This window comes from Enterobacteriaceae bacterium Kacie_13 (assembly GCA_013457415.1).
Lineage (GTDB): Bacteria > Pseudomonadota > Gammaproteobacteria > Enterobacterales > Enterobacteriaceae > Rahnella.
This window is the reverse complement of record CP045669.1, coordinates 1-5,022: the sequence shown is the minus strand read 5'-3', so window position 1 is coordinate 5,022 and position 5,022 is coordinate 1. Positions and strand designations below refer to the sequence as shown.

Below are 5,022 nucleotides of genomic sequence, written 5' to 3'. Positions count from 1 at the left end.
AGTTAATGACCAGCTTATTTTAGCATTTTTTAACGCATAAATCAATACCCCACCCCACCCTCCGCAAGTGGGATTAATTAAAAATACTTATACCCCCCCCCTCCTTGCTTTAACCCTTTGCACAACATCGAAGTATTGAGGAAAGTAGTAGTATTTATAATAAAATTTGACTGATATAGATATTTAAATTACTATTAAAAACATGAGCACAAATTGAAGATGCCGAAAAAATTATCAGCAGTAGGCAGGGGCTATTGCAGCACTTGCGAATTAATGACACTAAAATGCAAATTACTTGTTACTTAAATGTTAAATAAAGGATCAAAAACTATGCAATCTCATACACATTCACAGATTTTGGGTATACCCAAAAACCAGCGCTACCATCGACATAGGTGGCTAACTACAAGGCAAAATAATGATGGAAAAGCAGCAATGTAATATTTTTGATGTTGTTGAAAGCTTCGATGTTTTTGATGTAGTCGAAGTTAAAGTGGAAGAAAGCGAGTCTACCTACACCCAAGATAATCGTGTGGTGGTGGAAAGAATTATTACAATCAAAGCGGAGAAAACAAGCCGTGGAGATTCTAAAAACAAGACAATTACGACGTCCTTATTGGCTGGATTCGTTGTAACTTTTGTAGGATTACTTGCTGACATTCCAAGCGCAGTAGATTTTGTTAAACACTTGCTGCTTTAGATCTAAGGCGCCGGAGGCTCTCCGGCTAGCCTTATCGCACGTACTTAGTATGTGTAGGAGTAATTATGGCGACAGTAAAAAGATTGCAGATAGACATATCAGAGCAATCATTTGAAAGACTGAAAAAACTTAAAGACAATTCCGATGCATCCTCATATGCCGAGGTGACAAACAAAGCATATAGAGTCTATGAATTTTTTGTTGAAGCAGTTCAGCAAGGAAAAGAAATTAAACTCGTAGACAAAGATGGGAATGAAACAAAAGTAGAGTTTCTATAAATTTTTAACCCCACGATTATACCCCTGTTATTCAGGGGTTTTTTTTAAAATGGGTATCAAAAGGTTAACCATTTTCTCGAACTACTCGCTCAGACTAAACCAGCACCTCCCCCTCAATGAAAAACAAACAGAGTCTCCGCTCTAAAGCCCCCAAATTTACCATGCAGTCAGTTATGTGAAGGCAATCGAATAACGACAAAAAATGAAATGGATGACATTGGTTATTTCTACTGAGCCTATATATCTAGGATGGAGGGATTTCCTCCTAACTTTCAAAGGGTAACTATCATGAGCCTTAAGCCAGGGCCGAAAAAAATTGCCGAATCAACAGGCGAGCCTGATAAACGCCAACGCGACAACAAAAAAACCCCAGGAAATACTGACAAATTAAAACCCAGTAAATCCTCAGAGAAATAAGTCTGTAGCCAAAAGCCCTACGGGGCTTTTTTTTGCGCGCACCTGCCAACCAACCCTATTTACCATAACGTCCGTTCACCGCACCGCCCCAGACGCCCTCAGCGCGCTTTTCCCCTGAATACGCCCTTTGTTACGGCTTACCCCGCCAAAATCGCCCAAAATGGCACAGGTGAATTCTGCGGGCATGAATAGCTATGCACCGAAACCGGCGGCTAGGGGTTTGACGAGAAACGGATAGCGAAGGCGGTCTTTCTGGACGTTTTGGGGCGGCGGTGGCCACAAAACATTTCCTGTCCGCCGAGAAACGGTGAACGGGCGCGAAATTTATTGCGCGGCCGCGAGGCGTTGGGCAAGCCTGGGCGCGGCAGGATTTTTCGCATGCGAAAAATTTTAGCAGCTAAAATTCCGCGGCGCGGGTTACAAAGGGGCCCCCTTTGGCACGGCGATGTGACAAAACGCCGCAGGCGGTTGTAAACATCGTCAACGTGCCTCCGATTTTGAGAAAATTGCACTAAATTGCACTATTTCCCGAGACCTGGTCTCGAATTGCACTAAATTGCATTAAGTTGCACTAACGGTCAGCCCGATTGCACTAAATTGCACTAATTAGCATTCGCCATACGCTCCCGCCAGCGCAGGTGTGAATCACGTAAGCTCCGCCAGAAATCACCGCCCGTTCCGAGGTAGTCACCCAGCAGCCTAGCCTCTTCGTCGCTCAACACTCCCTCATTACTCAAAATGCTCTCAAAACGTTGAAGCGTGATGCCTACGTCAGCAGCCAGTTCATCAAGACTTAGCCCTTTAGGAAGCATGAACTCTTCCAATAACATTTCACCGACGGTGGCCGGCTCTGCGGTTCTCGTATCCATTACGCTACTCCTGAATGTGTTTACTCTGCATTGTAGGCCACAGCCTGAGATAGCCATTTTTGGAGCCAAGCTAGGGCGGTGCTACAAAACATATCCTGTCCCGTTTTTAGGTCGTTTAATTTCGCCTTAGTCATGCACCTCTAGCCCTGATGCCGTCAGGGAATTTTCTGCAAAGTGCATGACGTCTATGCATAGACCGTCATGCACCCTCAGGCCTTGTGGCATAAGGCCTGAGGGATAGCATTGCATGATGCGTCGGGTGTGGAAGATTTCTAGTGGGTTTACTCAGCAACAAACGTCGCGCGGAAACCAGGGCAGAAAAGCTTATTACTTTACCAAGTAAAGAGGCTTAGACACTTCACACACGATGCATTGGGGTATCGGGGCCTGGTCATGATCAGAGTTTTTTTGTGAAAAGGCTGGTGCTGAGAACCCATCATTAACTTCAATATCGCAGATAAAAACGGCACTATGCTCTTATGTGAAAATACACACTTTACAGAGCATGTAAAAACGAGGGTATACAATGTCAAATACACAGCTAAATATGTCTCAGGCAGCGCAGGCCGCCGGCATTACACGCAGAACGCTGTATAACCACGTCAAACAAGGAAAAGTGACCACGTCACGGGATAAAAAAAACAACCCCGTAATTGACGTTTCTGAGCTAATCCGCGCATACGGGAACGTAAGCCTACCTGTGAAAAAAATTCCCACAGTGACACACCGTGAAAATACACAGGAAAATTCCCCATCAGCGCAGCTTCAGGCTATGCAAAAAGAGATAGCAGAACTGAGACTAGCCGTAACGCATATGCTTGAAGATAAAACAGCCAGAGAAAGCGAAAGAAGACAATACGAGGAAGAGCGGCGGAAGCACCAGGAAGAGGTCAGCATGTTAAACGAGAAGTTAGAGCGGGAACTTAAGAAAGGTTTCTGGGCACGACTCAGAGGGTAAAGAGGAGTGGCCGCGCAAATGTCAAAACTAGCGCACTTACGCTTCCTCGGTTTGACAGACTTCGCTAGTCAAACACTGCGGCGAGCGTTGCGGATCTGTAAAAGCTATATATCATGCTGACAAGAGAAAAGAGCAGACAAAGAAGGACACGCCAAAGGGCGTTTTTCCATAGGCTCCGCCCTCCTGATGAACATCACAGAAATCGGATGATTTCCGGGCGCTCAAATCAGAAGTGGCGAAACCTGACAGGACTTAAAGATCCCCACCGTTTCCGATGGGTCGCTCCCTCGTGCGCTCTCCTGTTCCCACCCTGAGGATTACCCGTTGCAAACCGCCGTAAGGTGGCGTTTTCTCATTCCTTCCCATGCAACTGGGTGCCTTGTAGGTGGTTCGCTCCAAGCTAGGCTGTATGCACGAACTCCCCGTTCAGCCTGACTACCACGTCCTCATCGGATAACAAACTCTTGAAACCAATCCCGATAGACACGAAAAATCGCCACTGGCGGTAGCCATTGGTAATCTGTGTACACGGAGCGATAGAAAAGAGACTCTTGAAGTCTTTGCTGATATACAGCTACACTATGAAGACGAATTTGGTCACTGCGCTCCGTGTAAGCCAGTTACCACTGGTTCAGAAACTTGCCGGTTTACTGAACTTTAAAAAACCACCTTGCCGGGTGGTTTTTTATTTTCATATGTGTCCTAAAAGGCACATATGAAAATAAAATTAATCACAAGCGCCACTGATTAACTGATCAAACTGGTTTGCAGGGTAGAAAAACGTTTTACTATCATCTGCTTTTGATGAAGAAGTGAATCCCATTCGAGTATAAAAATTTGCTGCCCCGTCATGTGCCTCAACAAACATCGCATATATACCAATCTGCCCAGCAGTAGCCCTAACCTTATGAATAGCATCAACAATTAGCAACTCCCCAAAGCCTTTACCTTGAATGCGTTTATCTATTGCTAAACGGCCGAGAAGTACAGCTGGCATATTTGAATATGGGATTCTCTTTCGAGAGCGGCTACTTAAATGTCCACGCTCGAAAGAGGCACCACTGAGAGTGTAGTAACCCATAACTTCCGGCACTTCATCATCCGTAATTAGCAGATACCCTTTTAAAAGACTCCTCGACTGTAACTTCTCAAGTTCAGACTTCAAAAACCGATCCAAGTGCTCAATGCCACATTGGAAATTATCGAGGTTATAATCAACACAAGGGTCAAATGCCTGAAATCCTGGGATTAATCGCAAATCCAACTCTCCTGAGAATTATAGCGTTCAAAGGCTTTGCACATACTTTGCGTTGGGGCCGGCGGACGCTCCAGAGCAACCATCACTTGTTCCCATACGTCTTCTTCAACGATTAAACGTCGATGCTCATTGATAACAGTCTCAGCCCTAAAGGTTGCTGATTCCATTACAAATTGGGAAATAGAAACTTTCGATATAACTGCCGCTTCTTCTATACGGCGCTTCGCAGTTTCGGGCAGACGAAACTCGAACCGCTCCTTTCTTACTGCGCTCATAACAAACTCCTGAAACAAAGATAACAAGGATTTTATGGCTAGCGTGCCATATGCACATGTACGGACTTTTTCCGTACAACAACTTATGGCTGATTTTGATCTCATAACATGAGTCAGTCAAGAGAAGTCGGCTTACTGAAGGGGGGAGACGATGAAATATTCGTTGTGTAGTTTTTTTTAGAGGAAAAAACATTACATTTCAATAACTTAACAACTGGTCATTAACTTACTGCAACACTAAAGGCATTAGCCTTTAGTGTTGCAGTA

Annotated in this window: 6 protein-coding genes and 1 pseudogene; 4 read left to right on the top strand and 3 right to left on the bottom strand. The window is 44.7% G+C overall.

The features are described from left to right. Positions 1-418 precede the first annotated feature (418 nt). Both GE278_24335 and GE278_24330 read left to right on the top strand, forming a co-directional pair. Positions 419-700 (top strand): hypothetical protein, encoded by a 282-nt coding sequence (locus GE278_24335; protein ID QLK63928.1) that lies wholly within the window; start codon positions 419-421, stop codon positions 698-700. A 65-nt stretch (positions 701-765) separates the two neighbouring features. Beyond that, on the top strand, positions 766-978 hold the full coding sequence (locus GE278_24330) for a hypothetical protein (GenBank protein QLK63927.1): 213 nt from the start codon (positions 766-768) through the stop codon (positions 976-978). Positions 979-1,997: 1,019 nt separating this feature from the next. On the opposite strand, the gene GE278_24325 is transcribed toward GE278_24330, so the two are convergent. Continuing rightward, positions 1,998-2,264 carry an addiction module antidote protein, HigA family gene (locus GE278_24325; GenBank protein QLK63926.1) on the bottom strand — a complete coding sequence of 89 codons (267 nt, stop codon included), beginning with the start codon at positions 2,262-2,264 and terminating at the stop codon, positions 1,998-2,000. A 526-nt stretch (positions 2,265-2,790) separates the two neighbouring features. Between GE278_24325 and GE278_24320 the strand changes: the two genes are divergently transcribed. Together GE278_24320 and GE278_24315 are read left to right on the top strand one after the other, a co-directional pair. Further along, positions 2,791-3,222 carry a hypothetical protein gene (locus tag GE278_24320; GenBank protein QLK63925.1) on the top strand — a complete coding sequence of 144 codons (432 nt, stop codon included), beginning with the start codon at positions 2,791-2,793 and terminating at the stop codon, positions 3,220-3,222. Between the two features lie 511 nt (positions 3,223-3,733). Further along, positions 3,734-3,969: pseudogene (locus GE278_24315) on the top strand (hypothetical protein). Here GE278_24315 and GE278_24310 read toward each other — a convergent pair. Beyond that, positions 3,950-4,480, bottom strand: a complete 531-nt coding sequence (locus tag GE278_24310; GenBank protein ID QLK63924.1) for a GNAT family N-acetyltransferase — start codon at positions 4,478-4,480, stop codon at positions 3,950-3,952. The pseudogene GE278_24315 and the gene GE278_24310 overlap by 20 nt on opposite strands. Next, positions 4,471-4,860: a DUF1778 domain-containing protein gene (locus GE278_24305; protein ID QLK63923.1), complete on the bottom strand. Its 390-nt coding sequence runs from the start codon at positions 4,858-4,860 to the stop codon at positions 4,471-4,473. The genes GE278_24310 and GE278_24305 overlap by 10 nt, the downstream gene beginning before the upstream one ends. Between the last annotated feature and the right edge of the window lie 162 nt (positions 4,861-5,022).